At 57.5% G+C, this 18,876-nt stretch carries 15 protein-coding genes; 11 read left to right on the top strand and 4 right to left on the bottom strand.

Annotated features, from left to right (window positions below; genetic code table 11):
• Positions 1 to 34: 34 nt before the first annotated feature.
• Entirely contained in the window at positions 35 to 592 is a 558-nt protein-coding gene (gene folK, locus Q8O35_RS07095; protein ID WP_305572187.1) for a 2-amino-4-hydroxy-6-hydroxymethyldihydropteridine diphosphokinase, read from the bottom strand.
• Positions 532 to 1,698 carry an LL-diaminopimelate aminotransferase gene (locus Q8O35_RS07100; protein WP_305571944.1) on the bottom strand — a complete coding sequence of 389 codons (1,167 nt, stop codon included), beginning with the start codon at positions 1,696 to 1,698 and terminating at the stop codon, positions 532 to 534. The genes folK and Q8O35_RS07100 overlap by 61 nt, the downstream gene beginning before the upstream one ends.
• Positions 1,699 to 1,945: 247 nt before the next feature.
• On the opposite strand from Q8O35_RS07100, the gene xerD reads away from it, so the two are divergent.
• From xerD to Q8O35_RS07155, 11 genes are all read left to right on the top strand, one after another.
• A complete protein-coding gene (gene xerD, locus Q8O35_RS07105) occupies positions 1,946 to 2,905 on the top strand; it encodes a site-specific tyrosine recombinase XerD (protein WP_305571945.1) in 960 nt (319 codons plus the stop codon).
• The gene (locus Q8O35_RS07110) at positions 2,902 to 5,613 is read left to right on the top strand and encodes a CBS domain-containing protein (RefSeq protein ID WP_305571946.1); all 2,712 of its coding nucleotides are present in this window, start codon (positions 2,902 to 2,904) and stop codon (positions 5,611 to 5,613) included. The genes xerD and Q8O35_RS07110 overlap by 4 nt, the downstream gene beginning before the upstream one ends.
• A 280-nt stretch (positions 5,614 to 5,893) precedes the next feature.
• Positions 5,894 to 7,264, top strand: coding sequence for a sodium:proton antiporter (locus Q8O35_RS07115; RefSeq protein WP_371133112.1), 1,371 nt, complete (start codon positions 5,894 to 5,896; stop codon positions 7,262 to 7,264).
• 348 nt (positions 7,265 to 7,612) lie between these two features.
• Positions 7,613 to 8,098: an HIT domain-containing protein gene (locus Q8O35_RS07120; RefSeq protein ID WP_305571947.1), complete on the top strand. Its 486-nt coding sequence runs from the start codon at positions 7,613 to 7,615 to the stop codon at positions 8,096 to 8,098.
• A gap of 31 nt (positions 8,099 to 8,129) precedes the next feature.
• Positions 8,130 to 8,498, top strand: a complete 369-nt coding sequence (locus Q8O35_RS07125; RefSeq protein ID WP_305571948.1) for a lipopolysaccharide assembly protein LapA domain-containing protein — start codon at positions 8,130 to 8,132, stop codon at positions 8,496 to 8,498.
• A gap of 10 nt (positions 8,499 to 8,508) precedes the next feature.
• Positions 8,509 to 9,639, top strand: coding sequence for a lipopolysaccharide assembly protein LapB (locus Q8O35_RS07130; protein ID WP_305571949.1), 1,131 nt, complete (start codon positions 8,509 to 8,511; stop codon positions 9,637 to 9,639).
• A 5-nt stretch (positions 9,640 to 9,644) separates the two neighbouring features.
• Entirely contained in the window at positions 9,645 to 12,302 is a 2,658-nt protein-coding gene (gene mutS, locus Q8O35_RS07135) for a DNA mismatch repair protein MutS (RefSeq protein ID WP_305572189.1), read from the top strand.
• Positions 12,299 to 12,787: a hypothetical protein gene (locus tag Q8O35_RS07140; RefSeq protein WP_305571950.1), complete on the top strand. Its 489-nt coding sequence runs from the start codon at positions 12,299 to 12,301 to the stop codon at positions 12,785 to 12,787. The genes mutS and Q8O35_RS07140 overlap by 4 nt, the downstream gene beginning before the upstream one ends.
• Before the next feature lie 29 nt (positions 12,788 to 12,816).
• Positions 12,817 to 14,055: a diaminopimelate decarboxylase gene (gene lysA, locus Q8O35_RS07145; RefSeq protein ID WP_305571951.1), complete on the top strand. Its 1,239-nt coding sequence runs from the start codon at positions 12,817 to 12,819 to the stop codon at positions 14,053 to 14,055.
• Positions 14,056 to 14,111: 56 nt separating this feature from the next.
• Positions 14,112 to 14,849, top strand: coding sequence for a 16S rRNA (uracil(1498)-N(3))-methyltransferase (locus tag Q8O35_RS07150; RefSeq protein ID WP_305571952.1), 738 nt, complete (start codon positions 14,112 to 14,114; stop codon positions 14,847 to 14,849).
• Between the two features lie 18 nt (positions 14,850 to 14,867).
• Positions 14,868 to 16,106, top strand: coding sequence for a replication-associated recombination protein A (locus Q8O35_RS07155; protein ID WP_305571953.1), 1,239 nt, complete (start codon positions 14,868 to 14,870; stop codon positions 16,104 to 16,106).
• A 17-nt stretch (positions 16,107 to 16,123) separates the two neighbouring features.
• Here Q8O35_RS07155 and Q8O35_RS07160 read toward each other — a convergent pair whose 3' ends face one another.
• Together Q8O35_RS07160 and Q8O35_RS07165 are read right to left on the bottom strand one after the other, a co-directional pair.
• Complete coding sequence (locus tag Q8O35_RS07160; RefSeq protein WP_305572190.1) at positions 16,124 to 17,392, bottom strand: glycosyltransferase; 1,269 nt, start codon at positions 17,390 to 17,392, stop codon at positions 16,124 to 16,126.
• Positions 17,393 to 17,497: 105 nt separating this feature from the next.
• Complete coding sequence (locus Q8O35_RS07165) at positions 17,498 to 18,793, bottom strand: glycosyltransferase family 9 protein (protein ID WP_305571954.1); 1,296 nt, start codon at positions 18,791 to 18,793, stop codon at positions 17,498 to 17,500.
• Between the last annotated feature and the right edge of the window lie 83 nt (positions 18,794 to 18,876).

Genomic DNA, 18,876 nt, shown 5'->3' on the forward strand with positions numbered 1-18,876 from the left:
CTTGAGAGGGCCGGTTGACGGACACCGGAGCGCCCTACTTCTGGCTGATGTTGCGGCCGTCCAGGATGTATGAAAGCCCGGAGAGCGTCTCCTCGATGGTTTTTCCGCCAGGCAGCACAAGGCCGGGCGCAACATCACGCAGGGGGACAAGCACAAAGGCCCGCTCAAGCATGCGCGGGTGCGGAAGCGTCAAGTATTCGTTCCGCATTTCCACATCACCGAACATCAGCAGGTCAAGGTCGATTGCCCTGGGACCTCCCACTAGCTCGCCGCGCGTGCGGCCCATCTGAGACTCTACTGCCTGCAGCGTGGATAACAGACCTTCAGGAGCCCAGATTTCCGAGCTGACCTTCAGGCGCACCACACAGTTCATGAACCAGGGCTGCTCTTTGACTCCCTGCGGTTCAGTTTTGTAAATAGGCGACTGCACGTCGAACACAAGGTCGTTACCATAGTGCTCGAGCCGGTGCAGCGCTTCTTCTAAATTCGCCTCGGCATCGCCCTGATTGGAACCAAGGGAGATGTATGCGTCTAAAGTTGGGTAATCCGTAACACCGCCTCCTTCAGCAGATCCGTGTTCACCGTGAGCGATATGCGGAAATAGCCTTCGCCCGGTGTGCCAAAACCATTGCCGGGGGTGGTCACCACGCCAGTCTGCATCAACACGCGGGTGACGAAATCCTGGGACGAGATGCCCTGGGGCACTTTGGACCAAACATAAAAAGTGGCGTCGGGCACACGGCAGGAGATGCCGGCCTTGTGCAGCGCGCTCACAACCACGTCACGCCGTTCCTTATAGATATTACGCAACTCGGCGCTGTAAGCATCGCCCTGATTCAGGGCCACGATGCCCGCCTCCTGCACTGCCTGGAAGATGCCGGAGTCCATGTTCTCCTTCACCTTTCCAAGCCCCTTGACCAGAGAGCTGTTGCCAACGGCCATGCCGATGCGCCAGCCGGTCATGTTGTAAGTCTTGGACAAGGAGTGGAACTCGATGGCGACATCGCGTCCGCCGGGGATCTCCAGTATGGACAGGGGCTTCTTGGCTTCGTCGAAGTACATTTCGGTGTAGGCTGCGTCGTGAACAACGATGACGTTGAATTCTTGCGCCTTTTGCACCAACTTTTCGTAGAATGAGCGCGGAGCCGTGGCAGCTGTGGGATTGTTGGGGTAATTAACGTAAATGGCTTTGGCGCGCTTCCATGTGTCGTTGTCGATGGCGTCGAGATCCGGCAAGAAGTTGTTCTCGTCGGTCAGGGGCAAGTACATGGGGATGCCGCCAACGAACTCTGTGGTGACGCCGTATACGGGATAGTTCGGGGTGGCGATGAGCACCAGATCGCCAGGATTCACAAAGGCCAGCGGGAAATGCGCAATGCCTTCCTTGGAGCCAATGAGGCTCACGACCTCGTTGTTCGGGTCCAGATCCACGTTAAAGCGGCGTTTGTACCAATCGGCAACGGCCTTGCGGAAAGTGAAGAGGCCCACGTATGAGGGGTACTGGTGGTTCACCGGGTTGCGAGCGGCCGCGCATAGCGCGTCGATGATGAAGTCCGGGGTGGGCAGATCGGGGTCGCCAATGCCCAGGCTGATGATGTCCATGCCTTTAGCGCGGACTTCTTCCTTGGCTTTGTCGATGGCTGCGAACAGGTACGGGGGAAGGTTCGCAAGACGCTGTGCAAGCTGGAATTCGGACATGAAGGGCTCCTTGTGGTGCAAATGGAAACGTCTGTGTAATGCCAGCGCCTCGTGCTGTCAATCGAGCTGGTTCCCTTGAACGAAAGCTCCATTGGGAATTGCATGTTTTGCATCGTCTTTGACCGTCTTCTTGCCGAATGACAAGAAAAAGTTTAGATGATGCTGGCCATGTCGGGGATATTCTGAACTCTGGCGCTCACGGATGCCTGTCGACCCTTGGCGAACCTCTATCGCCGGTGATGATCTGATGAACAGCGCTGACGAAGGAACACAAAAGAACCTCTCGCACCCCATTGCGGACAGGTATCTGGAACACCTCACAGTGGAGCGTGGACTATCGGAAAACACCCTAGTGGCCTATGGTGCGGACATAGGCGCCCTGCTTGCCTTTTTGGACGGCCTTGGCGTGAGCCTGGAGCGCTGCATCACGCGGCACCTTTTCCTGTACCTGACCCACCTGCGCGCCAAGAAACTGGCCGCCACCAGCTTGGCCCGGCACCTTTCCACGGCGCGAGGCCTGTTCGCCTTTGCCGTGCAGGCACGGCTTCTGGATGAGGACCCCTCTGCCCTACTGGAAAGCCCCAAGCTTCCAGCCCAACTGCCTGAATTCCTGACCCAGGCGGAAATGGACTGTCTTCTCGACCAGCCCGATCCCAGCACGAATCTTGGCTTCCGCGACCGGGTGATGTTGGAACTGCTCTACGCCGCTGGCTTGCGCATCTCAGAGCTCATCAATCTGGCGCTGGGGGATTTTGATCCGCAGACTGGAATTTTGCGTGTGTTTGGCAAGCGCGCCAAGGAACGCCTGGTTCCCATCCATTATGCAGTCCAGCGCCTGCTCTGCGACTATCTGGACCACAAGCGCCCGGCCTTCCAGCCATTGTGCCAGCAGATATTTCTGAACCGCTCAGGCAAGGGGCTCACCCGGCAAGGGGTATGGAAACTCATCAAGCGCTACGCCGAGGCCGCAGGAATTCGCCGCAGCATTTCCCCGCACACTTTTCGGCACACCTTTGCGACCCATCTTCTTGAGGGCGGAGCGGACTTGCGCACAGTGCAACTGCTCCTTGGGCATGCCGCCATTAACGCCACGGAGATTTACACCCACATCCAATCAGGACGGCTCATGCGCATTCACGAACAGTTTCACCCGCGATCAACGGCCTTCGCAGCCGCCAAACCCCGGCGCACAGGAACAAAAGAATGAATGCCCCTATCCGTCCGCGACCTAAAACGGTCATAACAGCCCACGCCAACGCCGACTTCGACGCCCTGGCGGCCATGATAGCGGCCAATCGGCTATACCCTGACGCCGTTCTTATCTTCCCAGGCAGCCAGGAGAAGAACCTCCGGAATTTCTACATTCAAAGCACCACGTATCTGTTCAACTTCAAATCCTTCAAGGATATCGATCCGGCTGATGTAGAGCTGCTCGTCATCGTGGACACCCGGCAGAAGTCCAGAGTGTCCCATGTACAGGCTCTGGTGGACAAGCCGGGAATCCGCATTCACGTGTTTGATCACCACCCCGACACAGAGGAGGACGTAGAGCCGGAATACTCCTGCGTTAAAAACTGGGGTTCCACCACCACCATCATCACCCATGAACTCATGGACCGAGGCATCGCGCCAACAATTGAAGAAGCCACTGTGCTGGGATTGGGCATTTTTGAGGACACGGGCTCCTTCACATTCAATTCAACCACGCCGGAGGATTTTCGTGCAGCGGCCTGGCTCCGTCAAAACGGCATGGACCTGGGCGTCATTTCTGACCTTCTCGCACGCGACCTTTCCTCAGAGCAGATCCGGGTGCTTTCTGAGCTTATTGATTCAGCCAAGACCCATGACTTTCACGGTATCGAAGTCACCGTCGCCGAGGTTAGCACCGAAGGTTTCATTAGTGATTTCGCATACCTTGTTCATAAGTTCATCGACATGGAGAATGTCCGCGTCATGTTCGCCCTGGGGCGTATGGGCGACCGGATTCACATCGTTGCGCGTTCGCGCGCCAGTGATGTCAATGTGGGCTTCATCTGTTCATTTTTTGGCGGCGGTGGTCACGGGTATGCCGCCTCGGCCACGGTAAAGGACAAGACTTTGAGCCAGGTTCGCGATGAGCTCCTCACTCTGCTCTACTCCCACATCAATCCCCAGATCACGGCAGCGAGCCTCATGTCCAAACCGCCCAAGGTGATAGAGTCAAACCGCTCCATGGCGGACGCGGCGGAACTAATGACCCGCTTCGGACTCAAGGCTGTGGCGGTTGTTGCGCCTGGCACCATGAGTTGCGTTGGCCTGCTGGAGCACCGTACGGCGGACAAAGCCGTAGCCCACGGTCTGCGCCATGTGCCGCTGGTGGAGTATATGCTTGTGGATTTCGCCAAGGTGGGGCCGACCGCAACGCTGCATCAAGTAATGGAAATAATCATAGGCAAGCGGCAGCGCTTCCTGCCGGTGGTTGAGGCTGATCAAACCGTGGGCATCATTACGCGCACGGACTTGGTTAATCTCCTTGTTGAAGAATCTGCACGCATCTCCGAGACGCTCATGCCCGACCCCAAGCGCGACCGGAACATCCGTTCAGTGATGCGCACGCGGTTGCCAGGCTCAATTCTGGCTCTGTTGGAACAGGCCGGAATGCTTGCCAAGGAGCTTGGATTCAAGATCTACGCTGTTGGCGGTTTCGTGCGTGACATTCTTCTGGGTCGGCAAAATCTGGACATTGACCTCGTTGTCGAGGGGGATGGGATTCTGTTCGCCAAGGCGCTGGCCAAGGCCCGCCAGGGCCGCGTGAAGGAACACCAGAAGTTTAAGACAGCCGTTGTAGTTTTTCCAGACGGACATCGCATAGATGTGGCCACAGCACGTCTGGAGTATTATGAATACCCGACTGCCCTGCCAACGGTTGAGCTTTCGTCCATTAAGATGGACCTGTACCGCCGCGACTTTACGGTTAACGCCTTGGCCCTTAACCTTTCGCCCGGGCACTTCGGGCAGCTCATGGACTTCTTCGGCGCACAGCGGGACATTAAGGAAAAGACAATTCGCGTACTGCATTCGTTAAGCTTCGTTGAAGACCCTACGCGAATTCTTAGAGCAGTGCGATTTGAGCAGCGCTTCAATTTTCGGATCGATGGCCAGACATTGCGTCTTATAAAAAATGCAGTGCAGTTGAATCTGTTCTCCAAGCTTTCAGGCGCTCGGTTGACACATGAAATGCAGCTCATTCTGAACGAGGAAAACGTTCTGGAGTGTCTGAACCGCATGCAGGATCTCAAGCTGCTCGCCACCATCCATCCGCAGCTGAATCTGGATGCGGACAGGCTGCGAGTGCTCATGGAACTGCGCAAGGTACATGATTGGTATACCCTGCTGTATCTTGAACCGTCTGTGAACACCTGGAAACTGTATATGCTTGGCCTGACAATGGGTACGGAGCGTGATCAGCTTGAGCAGATCTGCCGGCGTCTGCGTTTTTCCGACCGCGAGTTGCGTGAATTTCTCTCCTTGCGCGATCATTTGGGCGAAGCCTTGGCACGTCTCATGACCTGGCAGGAAGCCCAGTCAAACATGAGTGAGATCTATTTCACCCTGGATCCCTTACCGGTGGAAGGTGTGCTTTTTCTGATGGCTCGCAGCCGACGCGAAGTCATGCGCAAGAATATCTCCCAGTATCTGACGCGACTGCGCAGTCAGGAATTGCTCATCGACGGATCCGACCTAAAGGCGCTCGGGCTCAAGAGCGGACCGGGTTTTGCCAAGATACTGCAAAAGGTTCGCGCTGCAGCCATCGATGGCCTAACAACAACACGCGAACGTCAGCTTGAGCTTGCCAAAACCTTTATGGAAGGACTACGCATGGAAGGGTATGATGAACAGCCGCACGGGCCGCGCCCAAGACGTTCAACTAAATAATGCTGCCTGACGACCACTGACGGAGCTGAAGACCAAGGCTTTGCCCTCTGTGGTCAAAGGAGGGGCTGGCGGATGCGCATGCTCTGTACGGGCTCTCCACATAGGTCGGGGCTAGCCTGGGGCGTTACGCGAATCAGGGAATGGTAACGCGCATTTTGCGGCAGGGCATTCCAGATCAGGTTTCGCCAACATTTTATTGCGTTGGAGGTTCTTGGTTGTGCGCGACTTGAATTCAATTCCCATTATTGGCGCCACCGCTTTCATGCTTTTGTTCTGTGCCATGCCCGCAGAAGCTTCTGGGGGGACTGCACTTTTGGACGGCTCGGGCCTTTCGTTCTGGTGGGCGATTCCTTTCGCAGGCATGTTGCTTTCCATCGCTATTCTGCCGCTTCTTCTCCCCGTACTTTGGGCCGAACATTTCGGCAAAATCGCCGTGTTCTGGTCATTAGCCTTCTTGGGCCCCTGCGCGCTGCTTTTCGGTCCCGGTTTGGCTTTATCTGCTCTTCTACATACAATAGCGATGGAGTATATCCCTTTTATCATCCTCCTTTTCTCATTGTATACCATTTCCGGCGGGGTGCGTCTTACGGGTAACCTGAGCGGTAAACCAACGTCGAACACTGCAATTTTGCTTGTCGGCACTTTTCTGGCGAGTGTTATGGGTACCACTGGTGCCTCGATGCTGCTTATTCGGCCCTTGCTGCGCGCCAATATGCACCGCAAACACAAAGTTCACACAGTAATTTTTTTTATTTTTCTGGTTTCAAATATTGGTGGATCACTTAGTCCATTGGGAGATCCACCACTTTTTCTTGGTTTCCTGAAAGGCGTTGATTTCTTTTGGACCACAGAACATCTTTTTAGTGAAATGATGTTTGCTTCTTCTATCTTGCTCTTACTCTACTATTTTCTCGACACAATGATGATGAAGAAAGAAGCACCCCTTGGACCTGCCATTAGCAGGCAGCGTCATGTCTTGCGCCTGGAGGGTGGTGTCAATGTATTGTTGCTGCTGGGGGTTATAATTACGGTACTGTTAAGCGGTGTATGGAATCCTGAGATGCAATTAACTGTTGGAACATTATCCATTGCCTTGCAAGATTTGATGCGTGATGTGGTTCTGCTTGTACTCGCTGGATTTTCCCTGCTTATCACTGCCAGTGAGACCAGGAAGCTCAACAACTTCAGTTGGGAGCCCATTGAGGAGGTGGCCAAATTGTTCTTCGGCATTTTTGTCACCATGATTCCCGCGATCTCCATGCTGAAAGCCGGGTCCGAGGGGGCTTTTCGCAACGTGATCGCTCTGGTGACCAAGGACGGCCAGCCGGTGAACCACATGTATTTCTGGCTGTCTGGTATTCTTTCCAGCTTCCTGGACAACGCTCCGACGTACGTTGTGTTTTTCAACACTGCGGGCGGCGACGCCTCTCAATTGATGCACGACGCTCCCCTGACCTTGGCGGCCATCTCCTGCGGAGCGGTGTTTATGGGCGCCAACTCTTACATCGGCAACGCTCCAAACTTCATGGTCCGCTCGATCGCGGAGTCGCAGGGTGTAAAAATGCCGAGCTTTTTCGGTTATATGGCATGGTCTGCCGGTATTCTCATCCCGTTGTTTCTGCTTATGACCTTCATCTTTTTCATGGGATGATTCCAGTGTGCATCACGTTTCATGTTGGGATCGCCGCGTGCTTCTCATCGGTAGGCAACGGTTTGCGAACAAATGGCGATTGGGCGAAGAACGAACGATCAGGCCTGAATTGCATCTGATGATCCGTCGGCGTGTTGAGTGAGATAGCTTTTTTTTGATTCAGTCGAGCTCAAGATCGTGAACATGGGTGAGCCATGCCGATCAAGTCACCATCGCAAAGGTTCGAACGAACGCGTCAGGTCATGCCAAGTCTCGAAGTATACGAGGTCTTGCCCTGGAAGGGTCCACACGTTAAGAAGAATTTGTGGTACCTGCGATTACGCGAAATCGAATAAGGCGAGGAAAGTCATGAACGTTTTGTGGGCTCCTTGGCGAATGGACTACATCTTGGGACCCAAGCCTGATGAGTGTGTTTTCTGCGTGCCCGACCATGACGGCGAGGACGCCGAACGCTTCATTCTCTATCGTGGCGTTTATTGCTATGTCATCATGAATCGCTACCCATACAACAATGCGCATCTCATGGTGACTCCCTATCGTCATGTGAACTGCCTTACCTCCCTGGCTCCTGAGGAAGCACATGAGTGTATGGACCTGTTGCAGCGCTGCGTTGAGATCCTGCAGGACGTTTTTAAGCCTCATGGCATCAACGCCGGACTTAACCTTGGCGAGGCTGCTGGATCTGGCATCGCCGCGCATATCCACTTCCAGATCGTGCCGCGTTGGAACGGCGATAATTCCTACATGGCTGTGTTCAGCGAAACCAGAGTCATTCCCGAGCACCTGCGCTCGACTTATGATCACCTGAAGCCACATTTCGACGCTCTGGGCTGACACCCAGGCTTGATAATCAAGGAGACCCACAGTGCGCTACCTGAAATTCTTCACCCTGCTCCTCGTTTTCGTGGTGTCCATGCTGTTTTTCGTGCAAAATAACCAGCCTCTGTCAACCACAGTAGTCTTGGAGTTCAATGTAGTGGCCGCCCACCTGTATTCTTTGCCGTTGCCCTTGTATCTGTTGGTGCTGGGCGGCTTCTTCCTTGGCGCCGTATTCTGCCTAGCCTTCCTTCTTGTTGATCGGATTCGGCTCGGGCTCGAACTCAAGACACTGCGCACCCGGTACGCTGGCCTGGAAGATGAGGTGCTCTCATTACGCACCATTCCGCTCAACCAGTCGCAGAACCAGCCTGGTCAATTGGGGCAATCGAGCAGCCAGTCTTCTACTGGCCTCTAGGAGGTATTTCTTGCCCTGGAATTCGCTATTCCGGCTTGGCCGCAAAAGGCACTCGATAACGGGGGCTGATGGCGTGCGCGCCCCAGAACCAATGACCCACCAGGACACACGCGCTGCCATCGAGGAGCTTTCCCAGGCCGTTCGCAACAACCCAGAATCAGTAGAGATCTATTTGGCTCTCGGCAATTTGTACCGTTCCCAGGGCGAAATTGAACGGGCCATCCATATCCGCAACAGCCTCATCAACCGTCCAGGGCTCGATCAGGCCCTGCGCGCGCGAAGCTACTTTGAGTTGGGTCGTGACTTCCGGCGTGGCGGCATGCTGGACAAGTCCCGCGAAGCTTTTTCACAGTCTGCTGACCTTATGGGCGATACCGAGGCCGTGCAGCTTGAGCTGGCCCGGTTGGCCGCAGATTGCGGCGAGTTCGAGCGCGCCGCTGATCATTACGGTCGTGTGGGACGCAATATGGCCCAGGCCCATTACTTGGCCCAACAGGCCAGCGACTGCTTTCGGCATGGAGACCCTGTCGCTGGGGACCGTTTGGTGCAGCAAGCTTTGTCTGCCTTTCCCGCATCGCCGGAGGCCTGGCTGGCGAGTGTGGTGCAAAGCGCCTTGTGCGCCAACATCCCGGTGCTTGAAAAGACGCTAACCGCCGCCTGCGCAAACATCCCGGCAAATCAGCGCTTTCTGTTGCTAGAAGGGTTGTTGGATGTGCTTTCCGCGGCTCGCGTGGAGGATGGCACCCCTGGCCTGCCTCTTCGTCCAGAAACTATCACCGAATTGGTTCGTGCCTGCGTCTCCGTGCTTACCGGACTCCATCCCGACGCTTTGATTTGCTATTACTGCGCCAAGCTTTGCCTCTTTGAAGCCGACTTGGACAACGCTCGGCACTGGCTGGAAAAATCGCTGGTGCTCAATGCCGATTTTTGGCTGGCACGACTTGAACTGGTAAGCCTTGTGCTAACCGATCTCGAACTGACGCCGTTTCTTAGCGAGCAAATGGTTTACTTCGTTGGCCACGCTCGGAAGAGTAAGCGTTTCGTTTGCAAGGGGTGCGGCTTTCGCTGGGACAAAACTTTCTTCATCTGCCCGCGCTGCCGTTCCTGGCACAGCATCCTGTTTCGTCAGGAGTTCTCGTGAGCCAGATGACGCAGACTGCCGCAGAGGGCGCCAAGCTCACCCCCATGTTCGAACAGTACATGCAGGTGAAGGCCGAGCATCCGGACGCCCTGCTTTTCTTCCGCATGGGCGACTTTTTCGAGTTATTCTTCGAGGATGCGCAAACGGCTGCGCGCGAGTTGCAGATCACCCTCACCACCAGGAATCCAAACTCGGAATCCAAGATTCCAATGTGTGGCGTGCCGCATCACTCGGTGAACGGCTATCTCGCCCAACTTTTGGAGAAGGGCTACAAGATCGCTGTCTGCGACCAAATTGAAGATCCGCGTCAGGCCAAAGGGCTGGTGAAGCGCGCCGTTACGCGCGTGCTGACCCCTGGAACTATAGTTGAGGATCTCTCGCTTTCCGCAAAGGCCCACAATTACCTTTGCGCTCTCTACTGGGACGCGGACAAGGGCGCGGGGGGGCTGGGCTGGGTCGACGTGTCCACTGCGGAATGGTGCGGACTCCATTCCCGACGCGAACCAGAGTTGTGGCAGTGGGCCATGAAGCTGTCTCCCCGCGAAATCATTTTGCCACAGGGCAAAAAAGTCCCTACATCCTTCCAGGATCTGGCGGCTCAGGTGAGCCAAATGGCCTCGCCAAGCTCTTTCGATCTGGCCTCTGCCACTTCTGCGGTGCTGACTTCACAAGGCGCTGTGGACCTGGGCACTCTGGACTTGGCCGACAAGCCAGAGCTTGTGCGGGCTCTGGGGGCGCTCCTTGCATACCTGCGTATGACTCAACGCACAGAACTGCCGCCACTGGGCGAGTTCCGGCCATTGGACCTCTCGCGTCATCTGGTGCTCGACGAGGTAACAGAGCGCAACCTTGAAATCTTCCGCAGGCTTGACGGCAAGTCCGGGCCAGGCACCCTGTGGCATGTGCTGGACAAGACCGCAACGTCCATGGGCGGACGGCTGCTCGAATCCCGCCTGCGCCAGCCCTGGCGCGAGCTTGGCCCTATCTTGCGCACACAGGAAGTGGTGGCTTTTCTGTTCGAGCGCGACAGCCTGCGCCAGGAATTGCGCCGCATTCTGCTGGACGTGCAGGATCTGGAGCGCCTGAGCACGCGCATTGCCCTGGCGCGCGCCACCCCGCGCGACTTCGTGGCCGTGCGGGAGAGCCTGAAACGCCTACCGGGCCTGCGCGCCCTTATGAGCGACGCAACGAACCAACCCGGCGTCGAAGCCCCAGCGGAGCTCAAGGGCCTGCTCAAGAACTGGGACGATATGGCGGACATTTCGGACCTGCTTACACGGGCCTTTGTGGACTCCCCGCCGCTGGCCGTCACCGACGGCGGTCTGTTCCTGCCCGGCTTCGACCCGGCTCTCGATGAGCTCATCAGCCTCACAGAGCATGGTGAGGCGCGCATACAGGAAATGCTGGAGCGTGAGCGCGACTCCAGCGGCATCTTAAAACTCAAGCTCGGGTACAACAAGGTATTCGGCTACTACCTGGAGATTTCCCACGCCTACCAGGGCAAAGTGCCAGAGCATTTCATCCGAAAGCAAACCCTGGTGAACGGTGAGCGCTACATCACCCAGGAACTCAAGGACCTGGAAGATCGACTGCAGGGCGCGTCTGAAGAACGCAAGTCGCTTGAGTACAAACTTTTCGGTGAACTGCGCGAGACTGTGGCCCAGGTGCGCACGCGGCTCATGTTCATGGCCGCCAGTCTGGCCGGGCTTGATTACTGGCAGGGACTGGCCGAGGCGGCTCGTGTGAACGACTGGTCCCGTCCGGCTCTGCATGAAGGCATCGAGATCGAGGTGACACAGGGACGCCACCCCGTTGTGGAGGCGGCCACGGGCTCGGCTGGCTACATCCCAAATGACCTGCGCATCGACGAAAGTCGTAGAATTTTGCTCATAACAGGCCCAAACATGGCGGGAAAGTCAACGGTCCTGCGCCAGGCTGCGCTCATGAGCATCCTGGCCCAGCTGGGCTCTTTTGTGCCTGCGCAGTCCGCCAGGCTTGGGCTGGTTGACCGGGTGTTTTCGCGCGTGGGGGCATCGGACAACCTCGCCCGCGGCCAGAGCACCTTTATGGTTGAGATGATGGAGACTGCGCGCATTTTGCGTCAGGCCACGTCGCGCAGCCTGGTGATATTGGACGAAATCGGGCGTGGCACCAGCACCTTTGATGGCCTGGCGCTGGCCTGGGCCGTTGTAGAGGAGCTTTCGCGCCGAGGCCGTAACGGCATCCGCACACTTTTCGCCACGCACTACCATGAGCTCACGTCTCTAGAGGGCCGCATTCCCGGCCTACGCAATATGAACATTGCCGTTCGGGAGTGGAAGGGCGACATCGTGTTCCTTCGCAAGCTCATCCCTGGACCGGCGGACAAGAGCTACGGAATCGAAGTGGCGCGGCTGGCGGGAGTGCCGCAGCCTGTTGTGCTGCGCGCGCGCGAAATACTTGCGTCCCTCGAGGAAAAATCGCAAAGTGAACGCGGCGGCTCACAGGCGCAAATTGCACGGCAGAGCCTGTTGCCTGGCGTGCCAGCTCCGCAGGAACCCAAAACAGTGGAGCCCGAGCACCCGATGCTCGTCGAGCTCAAGCGTCTTGATGTGAACGGCCTCTCGCCATTGGCCGCCCTGACCCTCTTGCATGAATGGAAAAAGAACGTGAGCGCCCAATGACCGGCACCCCTCCCTCCTCTCAACGCATCTTTGACCGGTTCCAGGCTGCAAGACCCATTGCGGCCTTGCTTCTGGCCGTGCTGGTCCTGGGGCTCGCCTCCTGCGGCAAACGCGAATGGCCTGCCCCCAAGTTGAGCGAAGACCGTTTTCGCTTGCGCACCATGACCGTGCAACGTGGCCAGGGGTGTCTCATCATCGACTGCGAGTTGGCGGGCGCATGGGACAATCTGGATAGCGTGCGCCTGCACATCGAGGCTATCGGCAGCGAACCCGGCGACGGCTGCCCCACCTGTCCCTTTGTTCCGCGCATTTCCCGGTTCTATGGACCTGGAGCGCCGGAAATGCGTCGCGACATGAACCGTCTGATCATCACGGCCTGCGACCTGGACCCCAGGAAGACCTATCGGGTGCAGCTCGTGGCCAACAATGTCTATCCGGCTTTGGATCTTGTTATCTCTGATCTTGTTATCTCAGCGCCGCAATAACCATCCCCTTGTAGAGGAGTATAGCCCCGATGCATCATTTCGAGATGAAGAACGGCACCTTGTATGCGGAAGGCGTCAGCGTGAAGGAACTTGCCCAGCGCTACGGAACCCCATTGTACATCTATTCCACGGCCACCCTCAAACGCCACTATCAGGCTTTTGATTCGGCCTTTGACGCGGTGCCGCACCTCACCTGCTATTCCGTCAAAGCCAACTCCAATCTGGCTGTGCTGCGGCTGCTGGCCTCCCTTGGCGCGGGCATGGACATCGTCTCCGGCGGCGAGCTTTACCGCGCGCTCCTGGCTGGTGTCCCGGCGGAGCGCATCGTTTACTCCGGCGTGGGCAAGAAGGCCCCGGAGATAGCCCAGGCGCTGAATGCAGGCATCCTGATGTTCAACGTCGAGTCCGTTCAGGAACTCATTCGCATCAACGATGTGGCGCGCGACCTGGGCAAAAAGGCCCAGGTGAGCTTCCGCATCAACCCGGATGTCGACCCCAAGACCCATCCATACATCTCTACGGGCATGAAGAAGAACAAGTTCGGGTTGAACATCGAAAGCGCCCTGGATGCCTACGCCATGGCGCGCGACCTGCCGGCCATCGAGCCTGTGGGCATCGACTGCCACATCGGTTCGCAGCTCACCACCATTGAGCCCTTCCTGGAGGCGCTGGACAAGCTGCTGGCCTTCTACGAGAAACTCAAAGGCATGAACCTGGACATCCGCTACCTCGACCTTGGCGGCGGCCTCGGCATTCCCTACGATGAAGAAGAGCCTCCACACCCCAAGGAATTCGGAGCGGCCCTCACCAAGGCCCTTGCTGGCATTCCCCTCAAGGTCATTCTCGAGCCCGGTCGCGTCATTGTGGGCAACGCGGGCATCATGGTGACTGAAGTGCTGTACACCAAGCAGACCCCGAGCAAGAGCTTCGTCATTGTGGACGCGGCCATGAATGACTTGGTGCGGCCATCGCTCTACGGCTCCTTCCACCGCATCGAGGAAGTTGAGCCCCAGGGGCGCGGCGCACAGGACGTGGACGTTGTGGGTCCCATCTGCGAGTCCAGCGATTTCCTGGCCAAGGACCGCATGCTTCCAGAGGTTCGCCAGGGCGAGCTCCTGGCAGTGTATTCTGCCGGCGCCTACGGCTTCACCATGAGCTCCAACTACAACACCCGCACCAGAGCCGCCGAGCTCCTGGTGGATGGCGAGAACGTCATAGTCGCTCGCCGCCGCGAAACCTTTGAGTCCCTTGTGGCGCACGAAATCTAGCCCGTACGCGGGGCCGACCGGGACTTGCTCCTGGGCGGCCCCGCATCCTGCAAACCATGACCCGTCTCAACTCCTACCATTTGCCGCAAGAGCGCTGGCCTGGACCAAACGGCGCAGCCGAGCTTGAAGGTCCGGAAGCCCGACACCTGCTGGGTGTTTTGCGCGCCCGCGTTGGTGAAACCGTGCGCCTGTTCGATGGCGTTGGTCGCCACGGAATTTTCGAAGTTGCCGCCATCACCGCAAAAACAAGGGCCGAGTTGTGCCGCATATCCGAAACATTTGAGCCAGCGCCCACCCGTGGGGTGACCCTGGCCTTGGGCTGGAACAAGTCCTCGCGGCGTGATTGGCTTCTTGAGAAGGGAGTTGAACTGGGCGCTTTGGGCATCCTTTTCTGGCAGGCCGCTCGAAGCCAGGGGGATGTTCCTGATGAGCCCAAGGACTCCTGGCTTGAAAAGTGTGTGCAAGCGGCCAAACAGTGCCAGAGCGCCTGGCTGCCGGGCCTTATTGTGGTTTCTGGCGGCGTGGACGGGCTGATCCGCGTTGCGAGGGATTTTGACGGATGCTATGTGCTCTACGAAGGTGCTGGTCCGCAGGATCTGCTTGCGCCGGAGATCCTTGTGCGCGGGCGCAGCTTGGTGGTGCTCGGACCAGAGGGCGGACTTGAGGAGCGGGAAGTTGCGCGCCTGGCCCAGGCCGGATTCGTGTCCATGAGTCTCGGCCCCAGCCCACTGCGCTGGGAGACTGCTGCACTGTCCTGCCTGTCCCTTGCGCACCACGCCCTGCTGAAAACTTAATAACGCCCGGACCGGTTCATGCGCATTGAAATTTCCGAAAAGCAGCCCCTGGCGGACAAGATCCGGCCTCAGACCCTGACCGAATTCGTAGGCCAGAGCCATCTGCTGGAGCGCATTGCGGCCTTTGCCAGCGGACCGCGCCTGCCAAGCCTGCTTTTCTTTGGCCCGCCGGGCTGCGGCAAATCCACTCTGGCCATGCTCATGGCTAAGGCGGCCGGAAAAAAATGGGTCCGCGTCAGCGCTCCAGAGGCTGGGCTCACCGCGTTGCGCAAGCATCTGCAAGGCGCTGAGGTTTTGATCCTCGACGAGATCCACCGCTTCTCCAAAGCGCAGCAGGACTTTTTTTTGCCCATTTTGGAGAGTGGGGAAATTGTGCTCTTGGCCACCACCACGGAAAATCCATCTTTCAGCGTTACCCGTCAGTTGCTCTCAAGGCTGCACGTGCTGCGCTTTCGTTCTCTCACGCGGGAGGAGCTCATCCGCATGGCCAGGCGCGGGGCCAAGGTGCTTGGGTGCGAATGGCCTGATGAGGTGTTCGACCTGTTGGCTGGCATGTGCGCAGGCGATGGCCGCGCCCTTTTGAACCTCGTGGAGCATGTGTCCGGGCTGTCTCAGGATAAGCTCGGCCTGGACACCCTGCGCCAAGCATTGCCCGAGGTCATCATCCGTGGCGACCGGGAAGGCGATTCCCACTACGAGTTGGCTTCGGCGCTCATCAAGTCCATCCGCGGCAGCGACGTTGACGCAGCGCTCTATTACTTGGCCTGTCTGCTGGAAAGCGGTGAAGATCCCCGCTTTGTATGCCGCAGACTGATTCTGTCGGCATCCGAGGACATCGGCCTGGGAGACCCGCAGGCCTTGCCCCTAGCTGTGGCATGTCAGCAGGCCGTGGAATACGTGGGCATGCCCGAAGGCTTCATCCCCCTGGCGGAAACCGTGGTCTACCTTTCCCTGGCCCCGAAGAACAACGCAAGCTATGGCGGATATTTAAATGCTCTCAAGGAAGTGCGGGAAAACGGCATGCAGCCTGTTCCCCTGCACTTGCGCAATGCCAGCACCAGCCTGCATAAAGAATGGGGTTATGGCCGGGGTTACAAGTATCCGCACGCCTTCCCCGGCTCCTGGGTGGATCAGGAATACCTGCCCCACGATCTCGCCAAGCGTGGTGCGCAGTTCTTTGTACCAAAAAACGAGGGCGCCGAGGCCCGCATGCATGTCTGGCTTGCTTCGCGCAAGCGGGGAATCAAGAAGCCCTGAGGCCTCCGCCGCGTTTCCTACGCCTTTCCCGTCTGGCGCGCGTACAGCTTGCGCCACTCATCGAGAAACAACACAGCCGCATCCAGTTCGCCCAGCTTGCCCTGTTGCTGGCGCACGGCCCAAACGAGATCGTTGAAGCCCGTGTCTGACGGCAGGCCCAGGCGTTCAAGCAAACTTTGGATGTCAGTGGCGAGTTCTGGAGGTAGCCCTTCGGAGGCGGCAGAGACCGCACGGGGTTTGGGCCAACCAGGTCGACACTCTGCAACGAACTCCAACAAGGTGCGCATGCGTGCTGCATAGGTGTGCTGGGCCAGCACTCGGGCTTGACCGCGTTTGGCGATGGTGATGCGTTCTTCCGGAGATGCGAGGTAGTGCTCAATGCGTGGGGACAGCTCGTCCATATTGTCGAAGATGGCGAGCTCGTCATCCGCAAACAGCTCGGACATGAGGCTCCGACGGTCCACAAGCTGAAAAGCCCCGCAAGCGGCCACCTCAAAGGTTCGCGGATTCACGAAGTCGCCGCCGGTTACCAGCTCTTTGGCCTGAATGCTGGAGTGCAGGTTGATGTTCACTTTGGTGGCGTTGAAGATGCGTACGCAATCCTCGCTCGTCACCCTGGCTCCAGCCATCTGCACATAAGGCATCAGGATGGAATCGCCGTCCCAGTCCGTGCCCCAAAGCTTGAAGTCAAAACGCACCAACTGTCGGAAGGCCACGCGGCGGTTGGGGTAGCCTGCCCCCATGAAGGATACGTCAGAACCGAACTTGCGGCGTTCAACTCCAGAAAGTTCAAGTCGTTTATGAACATCCGGATGGGCCGCCAGGGGAAGATACAGAGAGCGTTCAACGCCAAGCCGTTTTAATTGCTCGATGAAATCACCCTTCTGGATGACGGCGAAAAAGTCGTAATGCTGGGCAAAGGCTTGCCAGTAGGTAAAGAGGCGGTAGTCCTCCACGAACCACATGGCCGTAGCCACACCGTCTCGCTTGAGGCGTTTCAGGGTCTGGATCGACAGCGGCGCCTGGGCCAAGGCCAAAACCAAATCCGGCTCAAATGTATCCACTTTAGCCAGAACTGCCTGCGAAACCACTTGCAAGTAACTGTTTTCCAGATATTGCAGTCGGTCGGAAGTAACTTTGAGCCCTTTGATAGCTTGAAACGAGGTGTAAAACTCAGGGGCCTCAAAAACTTCAACCACGTGCCCCAGCTCGGCGAGTGCAGATGCGCAATACCTCCCCACGGGCAGCGATCCGCCGTACAATGGAAGCACAACCAATACCCTCATGAACGCCCCCTTGCCTGATTCCGCCCCACATAAGCAGAACAACTGTGTTCCGCGAATGGAAGATTGGGATTAGATATTATCTAGACTTTATTTAACAATCAAATATCACAATAAATATTTCATTGTGGAGAGAAAGGCACGATTGTGGCTGGACTCTAGATCGGGCGTCATCCAGTCGCGTTCGGAGTACAAGCGTTCAGCGAACTTCAGCGCATCAGGATGCTCCCAAGAGTAGCCTGCGCCCAGGTGACGGGCAAGGAATTCGCGAAAGTCCGAGCGCAGCCCGTTTGAAGTGTCTTCGCCTGCTGTTGAGACATAGACCACCCCAAGGCTGTCAAAGGCCGATTCAAGATCCAGCAAGCCCTCTGGCAGATGTTTGGGGGCGCTGGTGGCGAGGTAGCGCATCAGGCGCGCGTCGGAAAAGGCCCGCAGACAGATTACGCCGAGTTCGCAGGGCTGCGACTCCAGACAGGGCAGACAGTCCGTTATTGCCTGAAAAATGCGGTGACCTTGACCGTAAGGGCCGGTTTCGCTGCACCAGGCCGAGGAGAGGAAGGTCGCCAGCACGGGTGTTCCCAGCGCTGCGGCCAGATGCATGGTGCCGGTGTCCGGGGTTAGCAGCAGGTCAAGCTCAGCCACGGCCTCAATAAGCCCGGGCCAGTCCGTTGCGCCGCAGAGGTTTTTGGCCTTTCCTGCGTGTTTTGTGGGCAGTTCGCGCAGTAATTGATGTGCAGCCTTGGCTTCGAATGTGCTCCCCAGGAGGGTAATTGGACCGTTGCCCAGTGTCGGATTTGTTTCAAGCAGCGATGTCACCAATCCGGCCAGCTCCTTTGGAGGAAGCGACCGGCGTGATTCGCGTCCGGCAAGCACCACACCAAGCCCCCCTCCCCTGCCTTGAACAGGCGGATTGACCTCGCGCGGCGAAACAGGAGTTGGATGATGCCAGGCCCAGAAATCCGCGATGTTCAACCCTATGCGGCGCATGGACGACCAGCGCATGGCAAGACGGGCCCACTGTCCCACTGACTCCTGACCATTATGCCACACATGCCCGCGCACGATGCTCGGATCAAAGAGGCTGGCCACGCGGAAGTTGAGTGGCGAAAAATTTAGGTTGTACACTCGCTGAAAGTCTAGCCTCGCAAGCCTCCGGAAGGCTGGCACGTTGGCCGTGAGCAGCGCCTGGGCCTGTTCTTCAGCCGACAGCTTCGCCAGGGCCGTTCCGTGGGCTGTCACCGGGTGCAGAATGACTTTGGGATACAGAATCGCGGCAAGCCCAGCGAGCGAACGGTCAAGGCAAAGGTGCACCTCGGTTTCAGGCTCGGCCAGCAGCGAGAGCAGCAGACGCTTGGTTTGCACGAGGTCGCCGAATCGGGCGAGCTGAATCACGAGTTGGCGCATGGACGACCTCATTTTTTGTGGTGCCTTTCTCTACCCCAGGCGCAGGGAATCTGGCAAGAAAGCCCTTCTTCGCATTTTACAGA

It is taken from the genome of Humidesulfovibrio sp., from assembly GCF_030689645.1.
Lineage (GTDB): Bacteria > Desulfobacterota > Desulfovibrionia > Desulfovibrionales > Desulfovibrionaceae > Humidesulfovibrio.

Excerpts from the sequence above, each read along its gene's own strand:
- Q8O35_RS07115 (WP_371133112.1), top strand. The coding sequence starts at position 5,894 with ATGCCCGCAGAAGCTTCTGGGGGGACTGCACTTTTGGACGGCTCGGGC.
- Q8O35_RS07155 (WP_305571953.1), top strand. The coding sequence starts at position 14,868 with ATGCGCATTGAAATTTCCGAAAAGCAGCCCCTGGCGGACAAGATCCGG.
- Q8O35_RS07160 (WP_305572190.1), bottom strand. The coding sequence starts at position 17,392 with ATGAGGGTATTGGTTGTGCTTCCATTGTACGGCGGATCGCTGCCCGTG.
- Q8O35_RS07150 (WP_305571952.1), top strand. The coding sequence starts at position 14,112 with ATGACCCGTCTCAACTCCTACCATTTGCCGCAAGAGCGCTGGCCTGGA.
- Q8O35_RS07165 (WP_305571954.1), bottom strand. The coding sequence starts at position 18,793 with ATGCGCCAACTCGTGATTCAGCTCGCCCGATTCGGCGACCTCGTGCAA.
- xerD (WP_305571945.1), top strand. The coding sequence starts at position 1,946 with ATGAACAGCGCTGACGAAGGAACACAAAAGAACCTCTCGCACCCCATT.
- Q8O35_RS07120 (WP_305571947.1), top strand. The coding sequence starts at position 7,613 with ATGAACGTTTTGTGGGCTCCTTGGCGAATGGACTACATCTTGGGACCC.
- lysA (WP_305571951.1), top strand. The coding sequence starts at position 12,817 with ATGCATCATTTCGAGATGAAGAACGGCACCTTGTATGCGGAAGGCGTC.
- Q8O35_RS07100 (WP_305571944.1), bottom strand. The coding sequence starts at position 1,698 with ATGTCCGAATTCCAGCTTGCACAGCGTCTTGCGAACCTTCCCCCGTAC.
- mutS (WP_305572189.1), top strand. The coding sequence starts at position 9,645 with ATGACGCAGACTGCCGCAGAGGGCGCCAAGCTCACCCCCATGTTCGAA.
- Q8O35_RS07110 (WP_305571946.1), top strand. The coding sequence starts at position 2,902 with ATGAATGCCCCTATCCGTCCGCGACCTAAAACGGTCATAACAGCCCAC.
- Q8O35_RS07140 (WP_305571950.1), top strand. The coding sequence starts at position 12,299 with ATGACCGGCACCCCTCCCTCCTCTCAACGCATCTTTGACCGGTTCCAG.